A 21919-nucleotide genomic window follows, 5' to 3' on the forward strand; every position below is an offset into this window, starting at 1 on the left:
TGTAGAAAAACGCCCGTGCGCAGCGATGCCCGCGGGCGTTTTTTTGCGCTACGGGTTAGAAGCCGCGGCGGATCTTGGCCTTGAGGTCGGCATGAAAGAAGTCGGCGTTGGAGCGGTTGGTGGCATTGGCCTCGCAGGCTTCACTGTCGATCGAACGCTTGAAGGTCTGCTCGTCATGGTAGGCGCGAACGTACAGGTCAATGTGCTCGCGGTTGTACATGGTTGGCCACTTTTCCAGATAGGCCGGTAAGGTGGCCTCGCCGCATTGGTAGAAGGCAACCCGGCGATTGACCAGGGTAGCCGCTCCCAGTTGGAAGGGCACCCACCAGGCGTCGGCGGTCTCGGGGGCAAGCACGGCGATCAGATGGGTACATTGGCTGATGTTGCGCCGGATAATGCCGCTGATATCGTCGGTGGTCTGCTGCGCCTCGCTGTCGAACAGGTCCAGTTGGGTACTGATGCCTTCGAGCTTGAGCCGTTCATTGATGATGAAGGCGTCCAAGCGTTGGCTGTGGCGATAACTGATAAAGACTGGCATCAGTGGTGCCCTCCCAGGCTGGAGGGCGTGGCATCGATGCGTAACGGCTGAATTGTCATGGTTGATTCCTTTCATACGCAGGGCATGGGGCGATTCGCTTCATGGCGGCGAATCTTGAAAGGTGACAATCAGCGAAAGTCTTTCGGACAGCAAGGTACGACCAACAAACAAGATGCTTCCTGCTTGTTTGGGTAAAAATCCCTACATAAAGGTCTTACTTTGTAGCCGTTTGAGGCCCGTTTCCGAGCCTCGGGTACTCAGTAGCTGTCTTGCGGCAGGCTGGCGATGATCGAACGGTAGCTGTTCATCCGCTGCTGTTGCACGCGGCCATCTTCGAGGGCCTTGAGCAACGCGCAACCGGGTTCGCGATCGTGCTTGCAGTCGCGAAAGCGGCAGGTGCCGAGCAGGTCGGTGAATTCGATGAAGCCGGCTTCGACATCGGCGCGGCTGACGTGGCCCAGGCCGAATTCACGGATACCCGGGGAGTCGATCAGTTCGCCACCGCCTGGGAAGTGATAGAGGCGGGCGGTGGTGGTGGTGTGGGTGCCCTGGCCGGACCATTCCGACAGGTCGCCGACGCGGGTCTGCACATCGGGCAGCAGGCTGTTGACCAGCGATGACTTGCCAACCCCGGACTGGCCGACGAACACACTGATGTGGCCGTCGAGTTGCGCCTGCAGCTGCTCCATGCCATTGCCCTGGTGGGCCGACACTTCCAGCACGGGATAGCTCAGCTGTCGGTACACCGCCAGCAACGCATTGAGCGCCGGCGCGTTCTGTTCGTCGATCAGGTCGGCCTTGTTCAGCAGTAGCAACGGCCGGATGCCGGCATGTTCAGCCGCCACCAGGTAACGGTCGATCAGGTTGGCATGGGGTTCCGGTGCCGGGGCGAAGACGATCACGATCAGGTCGACGTTGGCCGCCACCGGCTTGAGCTGGCCGCGGCTGTCCGGGCGGCACAGCTCGGTGTGGCGCGGCATCTGTGCAACGATCACACCGATGCCCTGGTTGCCTGCCCGCCACACGACCTTGTCGCCGGTGACCAGCGCTGGCAGGTTGGCGCGCAAGTGACAACGGAACACCTGGCCGGCAACGTCGCCGTCCTGGGCTTCGACTTCGACCTGCACGCCAAAGTGGGCGATGACCAGGCCCAGTTGTTCCGGGCCGAGGTCGCCGCCTTCTAGCTCCTTCAGGGTCTGTTGTTCGCGTTTGGCGGCGCGGGCAGCGCGTTCACCCTGGATTTTTTCGATGCGCCAGTTCTGGCGTCGATTGAGCTGGCGTTTGGCCATGAAGGTTCCGTGTTCGGGAGGCAATATTTAACGGCGGGGAGTTTAGCACGCTCCACTAGGCTAAACTGCGTACCTACCGAGGAGCAGAATCATGCAGAACCCACAGAACCTGATCTGGATCGACCTGGAAATGACCGGTCTGGATCCGGATCAAGACGTCATTATCGAAATGGCCACCATCGTCACCGACAGCGACCTCAACACCCTGGCCGAAGGCCCGGTGATCGCCATTCACCACAGTGATGAAGTGCTGGCGCGCATGGATGAGTGGAACACCCGCACCCATGGCGCCTCCGGTCTGACTCAGCGGGTCAAGGACAGCACGGTCAGCATGGCCGAAGCCGAGGCCCAGACCATCGCCTTCCTGGAGCAGTGGGTACCCAAAGGCAAATCCCCGATCTGTGGCAACAGCATCTGCCAGGATCGCCGGTTCCTCTATCGCCACATGCGCAACCTGGAAAACTACTTCCACTACCGCAACCTCGACGTCTCGACCCTCAAGGAGCTGGCGGCACGCTGGGCCCCTGAGGTGCGCGACAGCTTCAAGAAAGGCGGTACCCACCTGGCGCTGGACGATATCCGCGAGTCGATCAACGAACTGCGCCACTATCGCGAGCACTTCATCAAGTTCTGAGCGCAGCGCCGTCGGCTTGTACAGACAATCCGTGCGGCGCCCCCTTTTGGTGCCTGTGGCAACTGGTTAGACTGCGCGCCCCATTGCTCGGATCTGCGCCATGTTGTTGATGCTCTACCTCGTTGCTATCACCGCCGAAGCCATGACTGGCGCGCTGTCGGCCGGCCGTCGCGGCATGGACTGGTTCGGTGTGGTGCTGATCGCCTGCATCACCGCGCTGGGTGGTGGCTCGGTGCGCGACGTGCTGCTGGGGCATTACCCGCTGACCTGGGTCAAGCACCCGGAATACCTGGTGCTGACCAGTTTCGCGGCGCTGATGACTATCTTTATTGCACCGCTGATGCGCCACCTGCGCTCGCTGTTCCTGGTGCTCGATGCCCTGGGGCTTGTGGCCTTCACCCTGATTGGCTGCATGACGGCGCTGGAAATGGGCCAGGGCATGCTGGTGGCATCGATCAGCGGGGTGATCACCGGGGTGTTTGGCGGCATTCTTCGGGATATCTTCTGTAACGATATTCCGCTGATCTTCCGCCGAGAGCTGTATGCCAGTGTGTCGTTCGCGGCGGCCTGGTTCTATCTGGGGTGCGTGTACTTCAATGTACCGGGCGAGCAGGCGATTCTGCTGACCTTGTTTGGCGGTTTCCTGCTACGGCTGCTGGCGATTCGGTTTCATTGGGAAATGCCGAAGTTTCATTACAACGACGAGCATTGAGTCGATAACCGTATCGCGGGGCAAGCCCGCTCCTACAGGCCGGCGCTACTCCCTGTGGGAGCGGGCTTGCCCCGCGAAGAATGCTGCTCCAGCGCCCACTCCACGTGCTCGCGCACCAGCTCCGACGGATACTCCCGCCGCGCCTTGAGCGCCTCCAGCACCTGGATAGTCGAGGGTGCATTGCCCAGCCCCACCGCCAGGTTGCGTAACCAGCGCTCATAACCGGCACGGCGCAGCGGTGAGCCTTCAGTGCTGTCGAGGAAGGTCTGCTCATCCCACATGAACAGCTCGGCAAGCCCGGCACTGTCGAGATTGTGCCGGGGTTTGAAGTCGTTTTCACCGCTGGGTCGGGCGAAACGGTTCCACGGGCAGACAATCTGGCAGTCGTCGCAGCCGAATACCCGATTACCGATCAACGGTCGCAGTTCTTCGGGGATCGCGCTTTTCAGCTCGATGGTCAGGTACGAGATACAGCGCCTGGCATCCAGCACATAGGGGCCGACAAAGGCCTGGGTCGGGCAGATGTCCAGGCAGGCGCTGCAGCGTCCGCAGTGTTCGCTGACGTGTGGCGGATCGACCGGCAGCGGCATATCGACGAACAGCTCGGCAAGAAAGAAGTAACTGCCGGCCTTGCGGTTGAGCAGCAGGGTGTTCTTGCCGATCCAGCCCAGCCCGGCCTGCTCGGCGATGGCCTTTTCCAGCACTGGGGCGCTGTCGACAAACGCCCGAAAGCCAAACGGGCCGATCTCTTTCTGGATGCGCTCGGCCAGGTGTTGCACGCGTTTACGTACCAGCTTGTGGTAGTCGCGGCCCAGGGCGTAGCGGGAGATATAGGCTTTCTCCGGTTGGGCCAGTTGCTGGGCCATGCGCGTATCACCCGGCAGGTAGTCCATGCGCAGTGACACTACGCGCAAGGTGCCGGGCACCAGCTCATCCGGGTGCGAGCGCTTGCTGCCGTGGGCGCCCATGTAGTCCATTTCGCCGTGATAGCCGGCTTCAAGCCAGCGCTCCAGGTGTTTTTCGTGCTCGCCCAGATCCACCCCGGCGATGCCGACATGGGCAAAGCCGAGCTCTCGGCCCCAATCCTTGATCGATTGGGCCAGCGTGGGTAGGTCGGGGGCAGAAGCAGACATGGGAATAAGGCAATACGGACTCAGGTGCGTATAATTCTGCCAGACATCAGAGCCTTTGACCCATGCCTCAGACCAAACACCCCACAAACGAGCCACATCGGCTCACCAGCGTCACCCTTGCGCCCCTGGCGCCACGTCCTGCCGACGCCCATAAGGGCGACTTCGGCCATGTGCTGGTGGTCGGTGGTGATCGCGGCACGGGCGGCGCCGTGCTGCTCAGCGCCGAAGCGGCGTTGCGTTGCGGCGCCGGGCTGGTGTCGCTGGTCACGCGTGCCGAGCATGTGCCCGCGGCAATGGCCCGTCTGCCCGAGGTGATGAGCCTGGGTGTGCATTCGGCCAACCAGTTGATGACGCCGATCGAGCGGGCTTCGGTGCTGGTGGTCGGCCCGGGACTTGGGCAGGCGGCCTGGGGCCGCAGCCTGTTGTCGGCGGTGGCCAGCAGCCAGGCGCCGCAGGTGTGGGACGCCGATGCCCTGAACCTGCTGGCGCGCCAGCCCTTGCCATTGCCCAAAGCCAGCGTCATCACCCCGCACCCGGGGGAGGCCGCTCGTTTACTGGGCGTATCGACCGAGGCGGTGCAGGCTGACCGGCCCGGCGCAGCACGCAAACTCGCGCGTAAATACGCGGCCATATGCGTGCTGAAGGGCGCCGGCACCCTGGTGGCCGACCCGGCGGGGCAGCTGGCGCTGTGCTCGCGCGGTCATCCGGCCATGGCGGGTGCCGGCCTGGGGGATGTGCTCAGTGGTGTGCTCGGCGCCTTGCTCGCCCAGGGCATGTCGGCCTGGGACGCGGCCTGCCTGGGCGTCTGGCTGCATGCCTGTGCGGGCGAGCGCCTGGCCGTGCAGGGCCGCGGCCTGGCGGCCAGCGACATGGTCCCGGCAATTCGTCAGTTATTGGAGGAGCATTCAGCGTGTCTGGCATAACCCTGTTTTTGGCCGATGAACAGGCCACGGTCAACGTTGGCCATAGCATTGCCAACGTGACTCAAGGTCACGGCGTGATTTTTCTCGAAGGGGACCTGGGGGCGGGCAAGACCACCCTGTCGCGCGGTATTATTCGCGGCCTCGGACACCAAGGCTCGGTAAAAAGTCCTACCTTTACAGTGGTTGAGCCTTACGAGATTGGCGACATTCGCGCGTTCCACTTCGACCTGTATCGCCTGGTCGATCCGGAGGAACTGGAGTTCTTGGGCATCCGCGATTACTTCGAAGATGACGCCTTGTGCCTGTTCGAGTGGCCCCAAAAAGGGGCGGGCATTTTGCCAAAGCCCGACCTGACCATTACCATAAGCCCCCAGGCGGGCGGTCGTTCGCTCAACCTGTCGCCACAGGGGGCACGTGGCGAAGCCTGGTGTGCCGCTCTGGCCTTGGAATTCAAATAGAAAATGGGGATAGGTATGCGCATTCGCGCACTGGTTTCTGTCGTAGGACTGCTGCTTACGGTAGTGACTGTTGACGCTCTGGCCGTCACGCAAGTCAAAAGTATGCGTTTATGGCGAGCGCCGGACAACACACGGTTGGTCTTCGACCTCTCGGGCCCTGTGCAGCACAGCGTATTTACCCTGACCGCCCCGGATCGCCTGGTGATCGACATCAATGGCGCGACCCTGGCTGCGCCGTTGTCGGTGTCCACCTCCAATACCCCGATTACCAGCGTGCGCTCGGCCCAGCGTACGCCGACCGACTTGCGCGTGGTGGTCGACCTGAAAAAATCGGTGACGCCCAAGAGCTTCATCCTGGCGCCCAATGCCCAGTACGGCAACCGCCTGGTGGTCGACCTGTTCGACCAGGAGGCCGATGCCGCGCCGCCACCGCCAACGCCACCGGTGGCGACCACGCCGGCTGTGCCGGTAACCCCGGCGCAACCGGCGATCAAGCTGCCTCCAGTGCCCAACGGCAAGCGTGACATTGTCATCGCCATCGACGCCGGTCACGGCGGTGAAGACCCGGGTGCTTCCGGTTCGCGTGGCCAGCATGAAAAAGACATCGTCCTGGCCATTGCCAAGGAACTGCAGCGCCAGATCAACACCGAGAAGGGCTTTCGCGCCGAGCTGACCCGTACCGGTGACTACTTCATCCCGCTGCGTAAACGCACCGAGATTGCCCGCAAGAAGGGCGCCGACCTGTTCATTTCGATCCACGCGGACGCTGCGCCGTCCAAGGCGGCCTTCGGTGCCTCGGTGTTTGCGCTGTCCGATCGCGGTGCCACCTCGGAAACCGCGCGCTGGCTGGCCGACAGCGAAAACCGCTCCGACCTGATCGGTGGTGCCGGCAACGTCAGCCTCGATGACAAGGACCGCATGCTTGCTGGTGTGCTGCTCGACCTGTCGATGACCGCCTCGCTCTCCTCCAGCCTCAACGTCGGCCAGAAGGTCCTGGGCAACATGGGCCGGATCACCCCGCTGCACAAGCAGCGCGTCGAACAGGCCGGCTTCATGGTGCTGAAATCGCCAGACATCCCATCGATCCTGGTGGAAACCGGCTTTATCTCCAACGCCAACGAGGCGGCCAAGCTGGCTACCCCGAGCCACCAGCAATCCCTGGCGCGTTCTATCCACAGCGGCGTGCGCCAGTTCTTCCAGCAGAACCCGCCGCCGGGCACTTATGTCGCCTGGCTGCGCGACAGCGGCAAGATTGCCCAGGGGCCACGCGAGCATTCGGTGCGCCCGGGCGAGACCTTGGCGATGATCGCCGTGCGCTATCAGGTCAGCGTTGCCAGCCTGCGCAGCGCCAACAGCCTGAAAACCGATGAGCTCAAAGTCGGCCAGCACCTGAACATCCCGACCACCGCCCTGGCGGCCCAGCAATGAGCAGCAGTGCCCGCATCGAGCTGCTCAGCCCGCGGCTGGCCAACCAGATTGCCGCCGGTGAGGTGGTCGAGCGCCCGGCATCGGTGATCAAGGAGCTGCTGGAAAACAGCCTGGACTCCGGCGCCAAGCGTATCGACGTCGAAGTCGAGCAGGGCGGCGTCAAGCTGCTGCGCGTGCGCGACGACGGTGTTGGTATTGCCGCCGATGACCTGCCGTTGGCCCTGGCCCGCCACGCCACCAGCAAGATTCGTGACCTTGAAGACCTTGAGCGGGTCATGAGCCTGGGCTTTCGTGGTGAAGCCCTGGCCTCGATCAGCTCGGTCGCCCGCCTGACCCTGACCTCGCGTACCCGCGATGCCGAACAGGCCTGGCAGGTGGAAACCGAAGGCCGCGACATGGCCCCGCGAGTGCAGCCCGCAGCGCATCCGGTCGGTACCTCGGTGGAAGTGCGCGATCTGTTCTTCAATACCCCGGCCCGGCGCAAGTTTCTCAAGACCGAAAAAACCGAATTCGATCACCTGCAGGAAGTGATCCGGCGCCTGGCGCTGGCGCGTTTTGACGTGGGTTTTCACCTGCGCCATAACGGCAAAAGCATCCTCAGCCTGCACGAAGCCCATGACGATTCCGCGCGCGCCCGCCGTGTAGCGGCCATCTGCGGCCCGGGCTTCCTGGAACAGGCGCTGCCGATCGAGGTTGAGCGCAACGGCCTGCACCTGTGGGGTTGGGTCGGTTTGCCGACCTTCTCGCGCAGCCAGGCCGACCTGCAGTACTTCTTCGTCAATGGCCGTGCCGTGCGCGACAAACTGGTCGCCCACGCCGTGCGCCAGGCCTACCGTGACGTGCTGTTCAATGGCCGGCACCCGACTTTCGTGCTGTTTTTCGAGGTCGACCCTACCGGTGTCGACGTCAACGTGCACCCGACCAAGCACGAAGTGCGCTTCCGTGACGGACGCATGGTTCACGACTTTTTATACGGCACCCTGCATCGCGCCCTGGCCGATGTGCGCCCGGAAGATCAGCTGGCCGCGCCCGCTGCCACCAGCGAGATCATCCGCCCCAGCGGCATTCAGGCCGGTGAGTTCGGCCCCCAGGGCGAGATGCGCCTGGCTGCCAACCTGCTTGAGCAGCCGCCGGCCGAGCCAGGCCTGCGTCCGTCCGTGGGTAGCAATGGCAGTGGCGCAGGCTATCAATACCAGTACACGCCGCGACCGACCCAGGCATTGCCTGCAGCCGAAGCCCCGGGCGTGTACCGGGAGTTCTTTGCGCCGCTGGCCGAGGCTGCGCCGGTTGCCTTGCCCGAAGGCCAGGGCGACATCCCGCCGCTGGGCTACGCCCTGGCCCAGCTCAAGGGCATTTATATTCTTGCCGAAAACGCCGTCGGTCTGGTGCTGGTGGACATGCACGCCGCCCATGAACGGATCATGTACGAACGCCTCAAGGTGGCCATGGCCAGCGAAGGCCTCAGCGGCCAGCCGCTGTTGGTGCCGGAGTCCCTGGCCTTGAGCCAGCGCGAAGCCGATTGTGCCGAAGAGCACGCCGAGTGGTTCCAGCGCCTGGGCTTCGAGCTGCAGCGCCTGGGCCCGGAAAGCCTGGCGATCCGGCAGATTCCGGCGCTGCTCAAGCAGGCCGAGGCCAACCGCCTAGTCCAGGACGTTCTGGCCGATCTGATGGAATACGGCACCAGCGACCGTATTCAGGCGCACCTGAACGAGCTGCTCGGGACCATGGCCTGCCACGGTGCCATCCGCGCCAACCGGCGCCTGGCCATCGCTGAAATGAACGGCCTGCTGCGCGACATGGAAAACACCGAGCGCAGCGGTCAATGCAACCATGGCCGGCCGACCTGGACCCAGATGGGCCTGGACGATCTGGACAAACTGTTTTTGCGCGGTCGATGACATGAGCGGCAAACCTCCCGCAATATTCCTGATGGGCCCGACAGCGGCGGGCAAGACCGACCTTGCCATCGAGCTGACCAAGGTGTTGCCGTGCGAGCTGATCAGTGTCGACTCGGCGCTGGTCTACCGTGGCATGGACATCGGCACCGCCAAACCGTCCAAGGAAGTCCTCGCCGCCTATCCGCACCGGCTGATCGACATCCTTGATCCGGCCGAGAGCTATTCGGCGGCCGACTTTCGTCGCGATGCGCTGGAGGCCATGGCCGATATCACTGCGCGCGGCAAGATTCCGCTGCTGGTCGGCGGCACCATGCTTTATTACAAGGCTTTGCTCGAAGGCCTGGCGGACATGCCGGCGGCTGACCCGCAGGTGCGTGCCGAGCTCGAAGAAGAGGCCCAGCGCCTTGGCTTGCACGCCTTGCACCAGCAGTTGGCGGCGGTCGACCCGGAATCGGCGGCACGTATTCACCCCAATGACCCGCAGCGGCTGATCCGCGCGCTGGAGGTCTACCGGGTCAGCGGCCTGACGATGACGTCACATCGCCAGCGTCAATCCGCGGAAAGTAGCGCCGCAGGCGCGTCCGCAGCGGGACAATTGCCCTATACTGTCGCCAGCCTGGCCATTGCCCCAACCGATCGGCACATACTGCACGAGCGGATTGCGCTACGATTCGGGCAAATGCTGGAACAGGGCTTCGTTGACGAGGTCCGATTGCTGCGAGCCAGAAGTGACTTGCACGCGGGGCTGCCGTCTATACGGGCGGTTGGTTATCGCCAGGTCTGGGATCACCTTGATGGCAAGTTGAATTCAGTTGAAATGCAGGAGCGCGGCATCATTGCCACTCGCCAATTGGCGAAGCGGCAGTTCACCTGGTTGCGTAGTTGGGCTGACCTGCACTGGTTGGACAGCCTGGCCTGCGACAATCTGTCTCGCACCTTGAAATACCTTGGATCGGTCTCCATATTGAGCTGAGTCCTTGCAATTGCCGTCTATCCTTGGGGTGGGGCGGCTTGAGCCATCAGTTTTTCTTTGATTTTTTTACTATTGATCCTTACAGGAGTGCGGCATATGTCAAAAGGGCATTCGCTACAAGACCCTTACTTGAATACTTTGAGAAAAGAAAAAGTTGGGGTTTCGATCTATCTGGTTAACGGCATCAAGCTGCAAGGCACGATCGAATCCTTCGACCAGTTCGTGATTCTGCTGAAGAACACCGTTAGCCAGATGGTTTACAAACACGCCATCTCGACAGTTGTCCCTGTGCGTCCGATCCGTCTGCCTAGCGCAACCGAATCCGAGCAAGGCGACGCTGAGCCAGGTAACGCCTGATAGGAGTCTGCTTTGTTCTTTGAGCGCCACGGTGGTGGTGAACGGGCGGTCCTCGTTCACTTGGAAGGTCAGAACCCTGAGGCGCGCGAAGATCCGCAGGAGTTTCAGGAGCTGGCACTGTCGGCTGGGGCCGATATTGTCGCGTTCGCCAATGTGGCGCGACATCAGCCCACCGCCAAATACCTGATTGGCAGCGGCAAGGTCGAAGAGTTACGCGACCTGGTCAACGCCGAGCAGGTAGATTTGGTGATATTCAATCACACCCTCACACCCAGTCAGGAACGTAACCTCGAGCGAGTCTTCGAGTGTCGCGTGCTTGACCGTACCGGTCTGATTCTCGATATCTTCGCCCAGCGGGCGCGTACCCATGAAGGCAAGCTGCAGGTCGAACTGGCCCAGCTCGAGCACATGAGCACGCGGCTGGTGCGTGGCTGGACTCACCTTGAGCGGCAAAAAGGCGGTATCGGCCTGCGCGGCCCAGGTGAAACCCAGCTGGAAACCGACCGCCGCCTGCTGCGGGTACGCCTGCGCCAGATCAAGGCACGCCTGGAGAAGGTCCGCAGCCAGCGTGAACAAGCTCGCCGTGGCCGTAAACGGGCGGATATCCCCTCGGTTTCCCTGGTCGGCTACACCAACGCCGGCAAGTCCACCCTGTTCAACGCCCTGACCCAGTCCGAGGTCTATGCCGCCGACCAGTTGTTCGCGACCCTCGACCCGACCCTGCGCCGGCTTGAGCTCGACGACCTCGGGCCGATCGTGCTGGCCGACACCGTGGGCTTCATTCGTCACCTTCCGCACAAGCTGGTCGAGGCATTTCGGGCTACGCTCGAAGAGTCGAGCAACTCCGACCTGCTGCTGCATGTGATCGACGCCCATGAGCCTGAGCGCATGGCGCAGATCGAGCAGGTCATGGCGGTATTGGGAGAGATCGGTGCAGAAGGCTTGCCGATCCTCGAGGTCTATAACAAACTCGACCTGCTTGAAGGTGTCGAGCCGCAGATTCAGCGCGATGCCGATGGCAAGCCGCAACGGGTCTGGGTCTCGGCCCGCGATGGTCGGGGGCTGGAGCTGGTGGGGCAGGCGGTCGCCGAATTGCTGGGGGATGACCTGTTTGTCGGTACCTTGCGCCTTGAACAGCGTTTTGCCCGGTTGCGCGCGCAGTTCTTTGAACTGGGCGCGGTGCAGAGCGAAGAGCATGACGATGAAGGCAGCAGCCTGCTGGCTGTGCGACTGCCGCGGGTGGAGTTGAACCGCCTGGTCAGCCGCGAAGGTTTGCAGCCGCTGGAATTCATCGAGCAACATACTTTGCAATAAATGCCCGGCGACGCGGTCGGGCAGCCGTGACAGGCATTCTGTAGCATTGGACGGCGCGCCGTGGGCGCGTCTTTGCTTTATCAGATGGAGAGCGCTATGGCTTGGAATGAGCCGGGTGGCAACTCGAACAATCAGGATCCGTGGGGCGGGCGCCGTGGTGGCGACAAGAAAGGGCCACCGGATCTCGACGAGGCCTTCCGCAAGCTGCAGGACAGCCTGAACGGCATGTTCGGCAGTGGCAAGAAACGCGGTGGTGATGGCGGCGTCGGCAAGGGCGGTGGCTTCGGCCTGCTCGGCATCGGTCTCGCCGTGCTTGCAGCTATCTGGCTGTACAGCGCCGTGTACGTGGTCGACGAACAGGAGCAGGCAGTCGTGCTGCGCTTCGGCAAATACTACGAAACCGTAGGGCCGGGCCTGAACATCTACTTCCCGCCGATCGATCGCAAGTACATGGAGAACGTTACCCGCGAACGTGCCTATACCAAGCAGGGGCAGATGCTGACCGAAGACGAGAACATCGTCGAGGTGCCGCTGACCGTGCAGTACAAGATCACCAACCTGCAGGATTTCGTGCTGAACGTCGATCAGCCTGAAATCAGCCTGCAGCACGCGACCGACAGTGCCTTGCGTCACGTGGTGGGTTCCACCGCGATGGACAAGGTGCTGACCGAAGGTCGTGAGCAGATGGCCGTGGAAATCAAGGAGCGCCTGCAGCGTTTCCTCGATACCTACCGTACCGGTATCACCGTCACCCAGGTCAACGTACAGAGCGCGGCAGCCCCGCGTGAAGTGCAGGAAGCCTTCGACGACGTGATCCGTGCCCGTGAAGACGAGCAGCGCGCCCGCAACCAGGCCGAGTCCTACGCCAATGGCGTGGTGCCGGAAGCCCGTGGTCAGGCCCAGCGGATCATCGAGGACGCCAACGGTTACCGCGACGAAGTCGTCTCGCGTGCCAAGGGTGAGGCCGACCGCTTCACCAAGCTGGTCGCCGAGTACCGCAAGGCCCCTGAAGTGACCCGTCAGCGCCTGTACCTGGACACCATGCAGGAAGTCTACAGCAACACCAGCAAGGTCCTGGTTTCCGGCAAGGACGGCCAGAGCAACCTGCTCTACCTGCCGCTGGACAAGATGGTGCAGGGCAGCCGTTCCGGCTCTGCCCCGGTCACCGTTGCGCCGTCGGCCAACGCCGATGCGGCCAACCGCGCGGCGGAGCTGCAACAGCAGCAAACACAGTTGCGTACTAGGGAGAGCCGCTGATGAGCAATAAATCGCTGATCGCCCTGATCGTGGCCGTGGTGCTGGCGATCGTGGCCTGGAACAGCTTCTACATCGTGGCCCAGACCGAGCGTGCGGTACTCCTGCAATTTGGTCGTGTGGTCCAGGCTGATGTCCAGCCTGGCCTGCATGTGAAGGTTCCTTATGTCAACCAGGTGCGCAAGTTCGACGCCCGCCTGATGACTCTGGACGCTCCGACCCAGCGCTTCCTGACCCTGGAAAAGAAAGCGGTGATGGTCGATGCCTACGCCAAGTGGCGGGTCAAGGATGCCGAGCGCTTCTATACCGCGACCTCGGGCCTCAAGCAGATTGCCGACGAACGTCTGTCGCGCCGTCTGGAAAGCGGCCTGCGTGACCAGTTCGGTAAACGCACCCTGCACGAAGTGGTCTCCGGTGAACGTGACGCGCTGATGGCTGACATCACTGCCTCGCTGAACCGTATGGCCAGCAAGGAACTGGGTATCGAAGTGGTCGACGTTCGCGTCAAGGCCATCGACCTGCCCAAGGAAGTCAACCGCAGCGTGTTCGAGCGCATGAGTACCGAGCGTGAGCGTGAAGCCCGCGAACACCGCGCCAAGGGTAACGAGCTGGCCGAGGGCATCCGTGCCGACGCCGATCGTCAGCGCCGGGTACTGCTGGCTGAAGCCTACCGGGAATCGGAAGAAACCCGCGGTGATGGCGATGCCCAGGCGGCGTCGATCTACGCCAAGGCCTACGGTCAGGACCAGGACTTCTACGCGTTCTACCGCAGCCTCAAGGCTTACCGCGAGAGCTTCTCCGACAAGAGCGACGTACTGGTGCTCGATCCGAGCAGCGAGTTCTTCCGCTACATGGGCAAGCCCAAGCCATAAGCATCTACCCCGCCGGGCGGCTAAAACGCCTGGCGGGGTGATCCCGCGAGAAAACGGGTGTATGATGCGGCAGCCGGGAAATTCCCGGCTTTTTTGCGTCTGCAAGATCGAACGGTTCAAACCCGGCTCGGGTCTACAGAGCAGCCCAAGGTATTCGAGGGTATAGGCACGGCGGTAGCGCTGGAATCGGTGCTGCGCGCCATTGTGTGCCAATACCTGCTTCACTCAAGGCTCGCCTGCGGGCAAGCCGCCCGGACCATAGGGGAAATGGCGTAATGGCAACGGTAGACCGCTGGCTGCTGCCAGATGGCATCGAAGAAGTACTGCCACCTGAGGCGGCGCGCATCGAGATCGCGCGTCGGCAGGTGTTGGATCTGTTCCAGAGCTGGGGTTATGACTTCGTCGTGACCCCGCATATCGAGTACCTGGAATCGCTGCTCACCGGTGCCGGCCAGGACCTGGACCTGCGGACCTTCAAGGTCATCGACCCGCAATCGGGCCGGCAGATGGGGTTCCGTGCCGACATCACCCCGCAGGTGGCGCGCATCGATGCGCATACCCTGCGTCGTGAAGGCCCGAGCCGCCTGTGCTATGCCGGCAGCGTGCTGCATGCCTTGCCACGGGCGTTGTCGACCTCGCGCAGCCCGATCCAGCTCGGTGCCGAGCTGTACGGCGACGCCAGCCCGGTCAGCGATGTCGAGGTGATCAGCCTGATGCTGGCCATGCTGCAACTGGCCGATGTGCCGGATGTGCACATGGACCTCGGTCATGTCGGTATCTACCGCGGCCTGGCCCGTGCCGCCGGTTTGTCTGGCGCGATCGAGCAGCAGTTGTTCGATGCCCTGCAGCGCAAGGCCGTCGACGAAGTGATCGAGCTGACCGCCAAGCTGCCAGCGGACCTGGCCGCCATGCTGCGCTCGCTCACCGAGCTGTGCGGCGGCCGTGAAGTGCTGGCCGAGGCGCGCGTGCGTCTGGGCCGTGCACCGGCTGCGGTGCTGGCGGCACTGGATGACCTGATGGCGATCGCCGAGCGGCTGGCCACGCGTTACCCCGAGCTGCCGCTGTATTTTGACCTGGGCGAGCTGCGTGGCTACCACTACCACACCGGTGTGGTGTTTGCCGCGTTCGTCCCGGGTGTCGGTCAGTCGATCGCCCAGGGCGGTCGTTACGACGACATCGGAGCAGACTTTGGCCGGGCACGCCCGGCCACCGGTTTCTCCACGGATTTGAAGACCCTGGTCACACTGGGGCGAGCCGAGGTGGTATTGCCGTCTGGCGGGATCTGGATGCCCGACAGCAGCGATGCGGCACTCTGGCAGTTGGTCTGCCAATTGCGCAGTGAAGGTCAGCGGGTGGTTCAGGCTTTGCCTGGGCAGCCATTGACTGCCGCCGTCGAGGCGGATTGCGATCGGCAATTGATTCAGCAAAACGGGCTTTGGCAGGTTCTGCCGCTGGCCATTTGAGATTCCCCGCCGGTACGAGCCGGCGCCAAGTTTGCGCGAATGAGGACAAGTGTTATGGGTAAGAATGTCGTAGTCCTGGGCACCCAGTGGGGTGATGAGGGCAAAGGCAAGATCGTCGATCTGCTGACCGAACATGCTGCCGCCGTAGTGCGCTACCAGGGTGGCCACAACGCTGGCCACACCCTGGTGATCGACGGTGAGAAGACCGTGCTGCACCTGATCCCTTCGGGCGTGCTGCGCGAAGGCGTGCAGTGCCTGATCGGCAACGGCGTGGTGGTTGCACCTGACGCCCTGCTGCGTGAAATCAACAAGCTCGAAGAGAAAGGCGTACCGGTGCGCGAGCGCCTGCGCATCAGCCCTTCCTGCCCGCTGATCCTGTCCTACCACGTGGCCCTCGACCAGGCCCGCGAAAAAGCCCGTGGCGAGCAGAAGATCGGCACCACCGGTCGCGGCATCGGCCCGGCCTACGAAGACAAGGTTGCCCGTCGCGGCCTGCGCATCGGTGACTTGTTCCACCGCGAGCGTTTCGCTGCCAAGCTTGGCGAGCTGCTGGACTACCACAACTTCGTGCTGGTCAATTACTACAAAGAGCCTGCAATCGACTTCCAGAAGACCCTGGACGAGTGCATGGAATACGCCGAGCTGCTCAAGCCGATGATGCTCGACGTCACCGCTGAGCTGCACAACCTGCGTCGCGCTGGCAAGGACATCATGTTCGAAGGCGCCCAGGGCTCGCTGCTGGACATCGACCACGGTACCTACCCGTTCGTGACCAGCTCCAACACCACCGCTGGCGGCATCGCTACCGGTTCGGGCGTTGGCCCTATGTACCTGGACTACATCCTGGGTATCACCAAGGCCTACACCACCCGCGTTGGCTCGGGCCCGTTCCCGACCGAACTGTTCGATGACGTCGGTGCCTTCCTGGCCAAACGTGGTCACGAGTTCGGCGCCACCACCGGCCGTGCCCGTCGTTGCGGCTGGTTCGATGCCGTGATCCTGCGTCGCGCCATCGACGTCAACAGCATCTCCGGCCTGTGCCTGACCAAGCTGGACGTGCTCGACGGCCTGGAAACCATCCGTATCTGCGTGGGCTACAAGAACGAGAACGGTGCCGTTATCGACGCCCCGACCGACGCCGACAGCTACATCGGCCTGGAGCCGGTGTACGAAGAAATGCCGGGCTGGAGCGAGTCGACCCTGGGTGCCAAGACCCTGGAAGAACTGCCGGCTAATGCCCGTGCCTACATCAAGCGTGTGGAAGAGCTGGTCGGCGCGCCGATCGACATCATCTCCACCGGCCCGGACCGCAACGAGACCATCGTGCTGCGTCATCCGTTCGCCTGATTCGCGACTGATGTAAAGACAAAGGCCCCTTGATAGGGGCCTTTGTCGTTTCTGTCGGCTGATCGGCACAACCTTTGCTGTAAGAATCCCTCAAGCGGTGCCATCACTTTAATGGCCCCAGAAGTAGAGGGTTCTTTCGTGTCTGCCGTTCTCTCACTGTTACGAAGCCGCCTGTTGCGGCCTGTCTTTGTTGCTCTTGGTATCGCTCTTTTGGTGCAGGTGCTGGTCGCGGTCGCGCTGACCCGGAGCACGGTCACTGCCCTGGAGGCCGATCTGGACAATCGTCTGGCTACCGACAGCCAGAAGCTTGCCGCTGAACTCGAACAGGCTGGCAGGGAGGTCAGCTCCGGGCTCGATAGCCTCTCCGCCAGTACCCGCCAGCGCCTGACTGCAGGCCTCTCCACGCGCTTGCAGGATGAGCAGGCACAATTGCGCGCGACCCTGGAGAAGCATCTCAAGGATTCGGCCAACGACATGGCCGAGCTGCTGGCCTCGGTGGCGCCGCGAGCCATGTGGGATAACGACGTGCCGACCCTGTCGGAGTTCTCCCGTCGGGCCCAGCGCAACCCCAACGTGTTGTTCGTGGTGTACGACGACGCTCAGGGCCAGCACCTGACCCGTTACCTCAACCGGCAGAACCCGATCAACCAGGCGCTGCTGGAGAGGGGCCAGGGCGAGCGGGCGCTGGACAAGGTACTGGACGCCGCGCGCAACGACCCGTCGGTGTACGTTGTCGAAGCCTCGATCAACCCCAACGGTGTCGAGATCGGCAAGGTGCTGATGGGCGTCTCCACTGCCGTGGTTGACCATGAGCTGGTGGCATTGGACAAGCGCTTCTCGGCGTTGATTGCCAGTGGTGATCAACTGGTCGGCGATAGCCTGGTGGGGGCCGCAGCAGACAGTAACAAGGCCCTGCGCGCGCGCCTGGAAGCAGCTCAGGCCAGTGCGGCCGGCATGCAGGCCAACACTGCGCAAAGCGTTCAGGACGCCGCGGCAACCCTGCGCTGGAACATTGGTGTGGGTCTGGCCCTGGTCGGCCTGGGCGTGTTGCTGGTGGTGGCCGTGGTGCTCGGTCGGCGCGTGGTCAACAAGTTGCGCCTGTTGATCGCTGCGTTGAACGACCTGGCGGCGGGTGAGGGCGATCTGACCAAGCGCGTCACCATCGACAGCCGCGACGAGATCGGCGACATGGCCGCCGCGGTCAATCAGTTCGTCGCCAAGCTGCAGCCCATCGTTCGCGAGGCCGGTGAGGTGGCCCAGCGTACCGGCATCGAGATCGGCGCCATGGCCCAGCGCAATGCTGGCGCCGACGCCGCTGCCGAGCTGCAGCGCGATGAGGTTGCCGCCAGCCTGCGCGACTTGTCGAGCATGGCCGATGAGGCCCAGGCCGAAAGCCAGGCCATGCAGTCGGCCTTGCAGCAGGTGGTGGATATTCGTCAGGCCACTGACGAGAACAGCCGTACCTCTACTCAGGTGGCCAAGCTTATCGAGGACCTGGCCGGGCAGGTCGAGACCGGTTCCAAGGTCATCGAGCGCCTGGCCCAGCAAAGCGAGCAGATCGAGGTGGTGCTGACGGTGATCCATGGCATCGCCGAGCAGACCAACTTGCTGGCGCTCAACGCCGCCATCGAGGCGGCGCGCGCCGGGGAAACCGGCCGTGGTTTTGCTGTAGTGGCCGATGAGGTCAGGGCGCTGGCGAGCAAAACCCAGAGCTCGACCGGTGACATCCAGGCGCATATCGGTGCCTTGCAGCAAGGTGCGAAAGAAGCGGTGGCGGCGATCAGCCAGGCTGGGCGCCAAGCCAGCGAGGGCTTGCTGGTGCTGCGCGATAACGCCCGCGTGCAGCAGTCGGTGCAGGCTTCGGTCGAGCAGGTGCATGCGGCTATCGGCCTGGCTACCCGTGCGGCTGAGCAGCAGGCGCATGGGGCGCAGGCGGTGCGTGGCAGGGTGCAGACCATCCATGCTCAGGCTGAGCGGGCTGCCGAAGTGGTGATGCAAACCACCGCCAGCAGCAAGGTGCTCGATGACCTGGCGGCGCAGCTCAAGGCTAGCCTGGGGCAGTTCCGGGCCTAGTGTGGGAGCCGGCCTTGCCGGCGATGAGTTCGGTGCAGCCAGCACATCATGTGTTGCCTGAGTTACGACCGCTTCGCGCTCGATCGCTGGCAAGTCCAGCTCCCGCAGGTCTGCTGCATGCAGGTCCATTGTGGGGGCCGGCCTTGCCGGCGATGGGCTGCGAAAGCAGCCCCAAAGGCCTCACGCGCGGTTGAGGTACATCCGCGTAGTCAGCAGATACACCGGCAACCCCGACACTAGAATCAACAGCGCCGCATAAGGTGCCGCTGCCGCGAACTCGACGTTGGCGGTATGGGCCCACACCTCGGTGGCCAGGGTGGTCATGCCGGTCGGGCTGAGCAGCAGGGTCGCCGTCAGTTCCTTCATGGCATCCAGGAACACCAGGGCAAATGCCGCGGCCAGGGCCGGGAAGATGATTGGCAGGGTCACCCGGCAGAACGCGGTGAACTGCGTCGCGCCAAGGGTGCGTGCGGCTTCTTCAAGCTGTGGCGCCGCCTTGTTCAGGGCCGTGCGCACCGGTGCCTGGGCCAGCGGCAGGAACAGCAGCGCATAAGCCAGCAACAACAATCCCGTGGTCTGGTACAGCGCCGGCACGTAGTGCAGGGCGAAGTACACCAGGGTCAGGGCGATCACCAAGCCGGGCAGCGCATGCAGCAAGTACGGCAGGCGTTCGGCCCAGATCGCCAGGCGGCCCTTGTAGCGCACTACTAGGAAGCTAACCGGCAGTGCCAGCAACAGGCTCAGCCCGGCGCCACCCAGTGACAGCGACAGCGACGAGAACAGGGCGCGGCTGATATCGGCCAGCGGAAACGCCGCCGACGAGCCAACACTCAGCCAGTAACCGAGCATGCCCAGCGGAATGCCGCTGCCCAGCAGTGCCAATGTCAGGCAGTACAGCTGCCCCACCGGCATCCACGCGCGCAGGCGAATCGGCGCACCGCGCCGGGCCACGCCCTGGCCGATCCGCACATGCCGGGCCTTGCCGCGCACGCGCAGTTCCAGCCAGAGCATCAGCAGGCACATGAACAACAGCACCGCCGAGAGCATGGCGGCGTTGGCGTTGCTGAACTCCAGCTCGAACTGCTGGTAGATCGCGGTGGTGAAGGTCTGCAGGCCGAGGATCGACAAGGCGCCGAACTCCACCAGCATGTGCAGGGCAATCAACAGGCTACCGCCGATGATCGACGGCCATAGCAGCGGTAGGGTGATGCGAAAAAATACGCCCCAGCGTGTCTGTCCCAGGGTGCGCGCCGACTCCTCCAGCGAGGTGTCGAGGTTGCGCAACGTTGCCGCCACCGGCAGGAATACCAGCGGATACTTGGACAGGCTCATTACCAGGATGGCGCCGCCCAGGCCCTCGAAGCGCGGGCTCAGCGATACCCAGGTAAAGCCGCTGACAAACGCCGGCACGGCAAACGGCAGGCACAGGATCACGCCCCACAGGCGCCGCCCTGGCAGGTTGCTGCGCTCAAGCAGCCAGGCCAGGGATACGCCCAGGGCCATGCAGGCCAGGGTAACGCCGGCCATGAGCATCAGGGTGTTGCGCAGCAGGCCCCAAACGAACGGGCGCCAGAGCAGGTGCAAGGCTTCGCGCCAGCCGGCTTCCCAGGTCTTGAGGGCAACATACAGCAGCGGTAACAGGCTCAGCCCGACCAGCAGCAGCACCGGCAGCACCACCCAGATCGACGGGCGCTTGCGCTTGGGTACGTAACGGCTGGCCAGTATGGCCGCGGGCAGGGCTGCGCTCATTACAGCAGGCCAACTTCGCGTTCGAGCTCCAGGGCTTCTTCGGCATTACCCAGGTCGGCCGGGCTGATTTTCGGCGGGCGCAGGTCTTCGAAGGGTTTCAGGCCCTGGTCCGAGACCATGCCTTTATGCAGCGGGTACTCGGCGGTGGTCTGGGTTATTACCCGCTGGCCTTCTTCGCTGGCCATCCAGGCCAGTAGCGCCTGGGCTTGTTTCGGGTGTTTGCTGGCTTTCACCGCAGCAGCGCTGGAGATGGTGACTAGGCCGCCAGCGTCGCCATCGGCCAGGTAGTAGAGTTTCGAGTCCAGCTGGCCGCGCTCTTTCTTCAGGGCGTACCAGTAGTAGTTGTTCACCAGCACCGCCGCGACTTCGCCGTTCTCCACGGCTTTGAGGGCAACCATGTTGTTGGTGTAGGTCTTGCCGAAGGCCTTGAGGCCGGTCAGCCATTCTTCGGCGGCGTCACGGCCGTGCAGCTTGAGGATGGCCACGGCCTGTTCCTGAAATGCACCGCTGGTCGGCACGAAGCCGATCTTGCCGTCCCACTCGGGGGCGGCGAAATCCATCACCGAGGGCGGCAGGTCTTTTTCGTCGATCACCTTGGGGTTGAAGGCGACCACGCGAGTGCGCGCGGTGACGCCCATCCAGGTGCCATTGCCGGCGACATATTCCTTGGGCAGCACCTGCAGGGTCGAATCATCGATCTTGGCCAGCAGGCCCAGCTCGCCGAGGTTGTTCAGCGGTGGCGATTCTTCGGTGTAGATGACGTCGGCGGGGGAGCGATCACCTTCTTCGATGATCTGGCTGGCCAGCTGGTTGCTGCTGCCCTTGCGAATGTTGATGTGGATGCCGGTCTTGGCCTCGTAGGCCTTGGCGATGGCTTCACCGATTTCCTTGTGCTGGCCGTTGTACAGGGTCAGTGCCACAGAATCGGCGGCCATGGCGGCTGGCGTGCCCAGTACCATGGCAAAAACAGAGACGGCCAGGCCGCGCAACAGGGGGTTATTGCGGAACGTCATGCGGGTACTTCCTCGCTTGCGGCTACATATCTGGAAACAATGATAATCGATATCGCTTCTCAAATGCCCTTGTGAGGGAAAATTCATGAGCAGGCTATCGGTCGTTTCAGGGTTGCAGGCGAGGAAAAGGGGAGGAAAAGGGGAGGAAAAGGGGAGGAAAAGGGGAGGAAAAGGGGAGGAAAAGGGGAGGAAAAGGGGAGGGGCAGAAACGAAAAAACCCGCTTTCGCGGGTTTGATCTGAATTGGTGCCCAGAAGAAGACTCGAACTTCCACGACCGTAAGGTCACCAGCACCTGAAGCTGGCGTGTCTACCAATTTCACCATCTGGGCAAAATGAAGCGGTGTAGCTTGAAACAAAAACAGTGTAGCGTGTTGCAGTAAATCTCAGAAGCCGGAGGCAGTTCTAAGATTTGAAATTGGTGCCCAGAAGAAGACTCGAACTTCCACGACCGTAAGGTCACCAGCACCTGAAGCTGGCGTGTCTACCAATT

The 21919-nt window shown here is 62.9% G+C and carries 19 protein-coding genes and 1 tRNA gene; 14 read left to right on the forward strand and 6 right to left on the reverse strand.

Going from position 1 to position 21919, the window contains the following annotated elements:
• Positions 1-55: 55 nt before the first annotated feature.
• Complete coding sequence (locus NLX68_RS10675) at positions 56-538, reverse strand: TIR domain-containing protein (protein ID WP_254283950.1); 483 nt, start codon at positions 536-538, stop codon at positions 56-58.
• Positions 539-795: 257 nt separating this feature from the next.
• Positions 796-1827 (reverse strand): small ribosomal subunit biogenesis GTPase RsgA, encoded by a 1032-nt coding sequence (gene rsgA, locus NLX68_RS10680; protein WP_010221585.1) that lies wholly within the window; start codon positions 1825-1827, stop codon positions 796-798.
• 91 nt (positions 1828-1918) lie between these two features.
• On the opposite strand from rsgA, the gene orn reads away from it, so the two are divergent.
• Both orn and NLX68_RS10690 read left to right on the forward strand, forming a co-directional pair.
• Positions 1919-2461 (forward strand): oligoribonuclease, encoded by a 543-nt coding sequence (gene orn / locus NLX68_RS10685; RefSeq protein ID WP_254283951.1) that lies wholly within the window; start codon positions 1919-1921, stop codon positions 2459-2461.
• Between the two features lie 100 nt (positions 2462-2561).
• Complete coding sequence (locus NLX68_RS10690; RefSeq protein ID WP_010221587.1) at positions 2562-3173, forward strand: trimeric intracellular cation channel family protein; 612 nt, start codon at positions 2562-2564, stop codon at positions 3171-3173.
• A gap of 32 nt (positions 3174-3205) precedes the next feature.
• Here NLX68_RS10690 and queG read toward each other — a convergent pair whose 3' ends face one another.
• Entirely contained in the window at positions 3206-4306 is a 1101-nt protein-coding gene (gene queG, locus NLX68_RS10695) for a tRNA epoxyqueuosine(34) reductase QueG (RefSeq protein WP_254283952.1), read from the reverse strand.
• Positions 4307-4368: 62 nt separating this feature from the next.
• On the opposite strand from queG, the gene NLX68_RS10700 reads away from it, so the two are divergent.
• From NLX68_RS10700 to NLX68_RS10755, 12 genes are all read left to right on the forward strand, one after another.
• Positions 4369-5229 carry an NAD(P)H-hydrate dehydratase gene (locus NLX68_RS10700; RefSeq protein WP_254283953.1) on the forward strand — a complete coding sequence of 287 codons (861 nt, stop codon included), beginning with the start codon at positions 4369-4371 and terminating at the stop codon, positions 5227-5229.
• Positions 5217-5687, forward strand: coding sequence for a tRNA (adenosine(37)-N6)-threonylcarbamoyltransferase complex ATPase subunit type 1 TsaE (gene tsaE / locus NLX68_RS10705; protein WP_254283954.1), 471 nt, complete (start codon positions 5217-5219; stop codon positions 5685-5687). Before NLX68_RS10700 ends, tsaE begins: the two co-directional genes overlap by 13 nt.
• Before the next feature lie 3 nt (positions 5688-5690).
• The gene (locus tag NLX68_RS10710; protein ID WP_198421649.1) at positions 5691-7115 is read left to right on the forward strand and encodes an N-acetylmuramoyl-L-alanine amidase; all 1425 of its coding nucleotides are present in this window, start codon (positions 5691-5693) and stop codon (positions 7113-7115) included.
• Entirely contained in the window at positions 7112-9013 is a 1902-nt protein-coding gene (mutL, locus tag NLX68_RS10715) for a DNA mismatch repair endonuclease MutL (protein ID WP_254283955.1), read from the forward strand. The genes NLX68_RS10710 and mutL overlap by 4 nt, the downstream gene beginning before the upstream one ends.
• Position 9014: 1 nt before the next feature.
• The gene (miaA, locus tag NLX68_RS10720; RefSeq protein ID WP_254283956.1) at positions 9015-9986 is read left to right on the forward strand and encodes a tRNA (adenosine(37)-N6)-dimethylallyltransferase MiaA; all 972 of its coding nucleotides are present in this window, start codon (positions 9015-9017) and stop codon (positions 9984-9986) included.
• A 96-nt stretch (positions 9987-10082) separates the two neighbouring features.
• Positions 10083-10343 (forward strand): RNA chaperone Hfq, encoded by a 261-nt coding sequence (gene hfq, locus NLX68_RS10725; protein ID WP_010221594.1) that lies wholly within the window; start codon positions 10083-10085, stop codon positions 10341-10343.
• Positions 10344-10355: 12 nt separating this feature from the next.
• Complete coding sequence (gene hflX, locus NLX68_RS10730) at positions 10356-11657, forward strand: ribosome rescue GTPase HflX (protein ID WP_010221595.1); 1302 nt, start codon at positions 10356-10358, stop codon at positions 11655-11657.
• A gap of 96 nt (positions 11658-11753) precedes the next feature.
• Complete coding sequence (hflK, locus tag NLX68_RS10735) at positions 11754-12914, forward strand: FtsH protease activity modulator HflK (RefSeq protein WP_254283957.1); 1161 nt, start codon at positions 11754-11756, stop codon at positions 12912-12914.
• Entirely contained in the window at positions 12914-13783 is an 870-nt protein-coding gene (hflC, locus tag NLX68_RS10740) for a protease modulator HflC (protein ID WP_254283958.1), read from the forward strand. Before hflK ends, hflC begins: the two co-directional genes overlap by 1 nt.
• Before the next feature lie 275 nt (positions 13784-14058).
• Complete coding sequence (locus NLX68_RS10745; protein WP_010221598.1) at positions 14059-15246, forward strand: ATP phosphoribosyltransferase regulatory subunit; 1188 nt, start codon at positions 14059-14061, stop codon at positions 15244-15246.
• A 54-nt stretch (positions 15247-15300) separates the two neighbouring features.
• Positions 15301-16593 (forward strand): adenylosuccinate synthase, encoded by a 1293-nt coding sequence (locus tag NLX68_RS10750; protein WP_010221599.1) that lies wholly within the window; start codon positions 15301-15303, stop codon positions 16591-16593.
• A 138-nt stretch (positions 16594-16731) separates the two neighbouring features.
• On the forward strand, positions 16732-18666 hold the full coding sequence (locus NLX68_RS10755; RefSeq protein WP_254283959.1) for a methyl-accepting chemotaxis protein: 1935 nt from the start codon (positions 16732-16734) through the stop codon (positions 18664-18666).
• Between the two features lie 180 nt (positions 18667-18846).
• Here the strand turns inward: NLX68_RS10755 and NLX68_RS10760 are convergent, their stop codons facing one another.
• From NLX68_RS10760 to NLX68_RS10770, 3 genes are all read right to left on the reverse strand, one after another.
• On the reverse strand, positions 18847-20415 hold the full coding sequence (locus NLX68_RS10760) for an iron ABC transporter permease (protein WP_254283960.1): 1569 nt from the start codon (positions 20413-20415) through the stop codon (positions 18847-18849).
• Positions 20415-21428 carry an extracellular solute-binding protein gene (locus NLX68_RS10765; RefSeq protein WP_254283961.1) on the reverse strand — a complete coding sequence of 338 codons (1014 nt, stop codon included), beginning with the start codon at positions 21426-21428 and terminating at the stop codon, positions 20415-20417. The genes NLX68_RS10760 and NLX68_RS10765 overlap by 1 nt, the downstream gene beginning before the upstream one ends.
• Before the next feature lie 243 nt (positions 21429-21671).
• Positions 21672-21758: transfer RNA gene (locus tag NLX68_RS10770), tRNA-Leu, on the reverse strand.
• Between the last annotated feature and the right edge of the window lie 161 nt (positions 21759-21919).

It is taken from the genome of Pseudomonas sp. SBB6 (assembly GCF_024213215.1).
Taxonomy (GTDB): Bacteria; Pseudomonadota; Gammaproteobacteria; order Pseudomonadales; family Pseudomonadaceae; genus Aquipseudomonas; species Aquipseudomonas donghuensis.

Excerpts from the sequence above, each read along its gene's own strand:
- NLX68_RS10675 (WP_254283950.1), bottom strand. The coding sequence starts at position 538 with ATGCCAGTCTTTATCAGTTATCGCCACAGCCAACGCTTGGACGCCTTC.
- rsgA (WP_010221585.1), bottom strand. The coding sequence starts at position 1,827 with ATGGCCAAACGCCAGCTCAATCGACGCCAGAACTGGCGCATCGAAAAA.
- orn (WP_254283951.1), top strand. The coding sequence starts at position 1,919 with ATGCAGAACCCACAGAACCTGATCTGGATCGACCTGGAAATGACCGGT.
- NLX68_RS10690 (WP_010221587.1), top strand. The coding sequence starts at position 2,562 with ATGTTGTTGATGCTCTACCTCGTTGCTATCACCGCCGAAGCCATGACT.
- queG (WP_254283952.1), bottom strand. The coding sequence starts at position 4,306 with ATGTCTGCTTCTGCCCCCGACCTACCCACGCTGGCCCAATCGATCAAG.
- NLX68_RS10700 (WP_254283953.1), top strand. The coding sequence starts at position 4,369 with ATGCCTCAGACCAAACACCCCACAAACGAGCCACATCGGCTCACCAGC.
- NLX68_RS10710 (WP_198421649.1), top strand. The coding sequence starts at position 5,691 with ATGGGGATAGGTATGCGCATTCGCGCACTGGTTTCTGTCGTAGGACTG.
- mutL (WP_254283955.1), top strand. The coding sequence starts at position 7,112 with ATGAGCAGCAGTGCCCGCATCGAGCTGCTCAGCCCGCGGCTGGCCAAC.
- miaA (WP_254283956.1), top strand. The coding sequence starts at position 9,015 with ATGAGCGGCAAACCTCCCGCAATATTCCTGATGGGCCCGACAGCGGCG.
- hfq (WP_010221594.1), top strand. The coding sequence starts at position 10,083 with ATGTCAAAAGGGCATTCGCTACAAGACCCTTACTTGAATACTTTGAGA.
- hflK (WP_254283957.1), top strand. The coding sequence starts at position 11,754 with ATGGCTTGGAATGAGCCGGGTGGCAACTCGAACAATCAGGATCCGTGG.
- hflC (WP_254283958.1), top strand. The coding sequence starts at position 12,914 with ATGAGCAATAAATCGCTGATCGCCCTGATCGTGGCCGTGGTGCTGGCG.
- NLX68_RS10745 (WP_010221598.1), top strand. The coding sequence starts at position 14,059 with ATGGCAACGGTAGACCGCTGGCTGCTGCCAGATGGCATCGAAGAAGTA.
- NLX68_RS10750 (WP_010221599.1), top strand. The coding sequence starts at position 15,301 with ATGGGTAAGAATGTCGTAGTCCTGGGCACCCAGTGGGGTGATGAGGGC.
- NLX68_RS10760 (WP_254283960.1), bottom strand. The coding sequence starts at position 20,415 with ATGAGCGCAGCCCTGCCCGCGGCCATACTGGCCAGCCGTTACGTACCC.
- NLX68_RS10765 (WP_254283961.1), bottom strand. The coding sequence starts at position 21,428 with ATGACGTTCCGCAATAACCCCCTGTTGCGCGGCCTGGCCGTCTCTGTT.